A 1,180-nucleotide genomic window follows, 5' to 3' on the forward strand; every position below is an offset into this window, starting at 1 on the left:
TTATTAATAAAAACTAAAAGTATTAGTTTTATTAAAAAAATGCTATTTTAATTAAAATTAGAATTAAATTAATTTTAAAATTAATAAACTTTTTACTATACTTAAATTAATTTAAAAATAAAATTCTTACTAAATTATTTAATTAAAATTTAAAATTCTAATTTATATTTTTATTTAAAGATAATTATTTAATGAATAGGAGATAATATGGAAATTACTTTTTTAGGAACTGCCTCTGCAATACCTTCAAAAAACAGAAACCATGTAGCTATTATTTTAAAAGCATTTGGAGAAGTTATTTTATTTGATTGTGGGGAAGGTACACAAAGACAACTTGAATTTGCAAATATATCACCAATGAAAATTACAAAAATATTCATAAGCCATCTTCATGGAGATCATATCTTAGGATTACCTGGACTTATACAATCTATGGGTTTTAGAGGAAGAGAAAAACCATTAACAATATATGGTCCTAAAGGTATCTTAAAAATAAAAAACTGTTTCTTTAATAATGGTTTTAATCCAATAAATTTTGAAGTAAATGTTATAGAAATAAAAGAAAATGGAACAATTATTGAAAATGATGAATATATAATAAAAACTTCAAAAACAAAACACAATCTCTTAAATTACTCATATTCTGTTGAAGAAAAGAAAAAACCAAGATTTTTAAGAGAGAAAGCAATAAGTCTTGGAGTAGAAGTTGGTCCTGATTTTGGAAAACTCCACAATGGAGAAGAAGTTGAAGTAAATGGAAAAATAATAAAACCTGAAATGGTTCTTGGAAAACCACGTAAAGGTATAAAAATTACTTATTCCGGAGATAGTAGACCTTGTGATGCAATGGTTGAACTTGCAAAAGACAGTACTCTTTTAATACATGAAGCAACTTTCTTAGAAGAAGATAAAGATAAAGCATATGAAAATGGACATTCAACTACTAAAGAAGCTGCAGAAATAGCTAAAAAAGCTAATGTTAATAAATTAGTAATTACCCATTTTAGTAATCGTTATACTAATACTAAAGAATTTAAAAAAGAATCAGAAGAAATATTTAAAAATACAACAGTAGCTAAAGATTTTATGCAAATTATAATTAAAAATAAAGATGAAATTAAAATACTTAAATAAAAAATAGAATTTAAAGAGTAATAAATAAAATTTAAAAGTTCTTTAT

1 protein-coding gene is annotated in these 1,180 nt (G+C 22.9%); it reads left to right on the plus strand.

The annotated features are described in order from the left end of the window. Positions 1-207 precede the first annotated feature (207 nt). On the plus strand, positions 208-1,134 hold the full coding sequence (gene rnz / locus BGI41_RS08165; protein WP_088540204.1) for a ribonuclease Z: 927 nt from the start codon (positions 208-210) through the stop codon (positions 1,132-1,134). Positions 1,135-1,180 lie beyond the last annotated feature (46 nt).

The organism is Methanobrevibacter sp. 87.7, from assembly GCF_002208625.1.
In the GTDB taxonomy this organism is placed as follows: Archaea; Methanobacteriota; Methanobacteria; order Methanobacteriales; family Methanobacteriaceae; genus Methanarmilla.

Excerpts from the sequence above, each read along its gene's own strand:
- rnz (WP_088540204.1), top strand. The coding sequence starts at position 208 with ATGGAAATTACTTTTTTAGGAACTGCCTCTGCAATACCTTCAAAAAAC.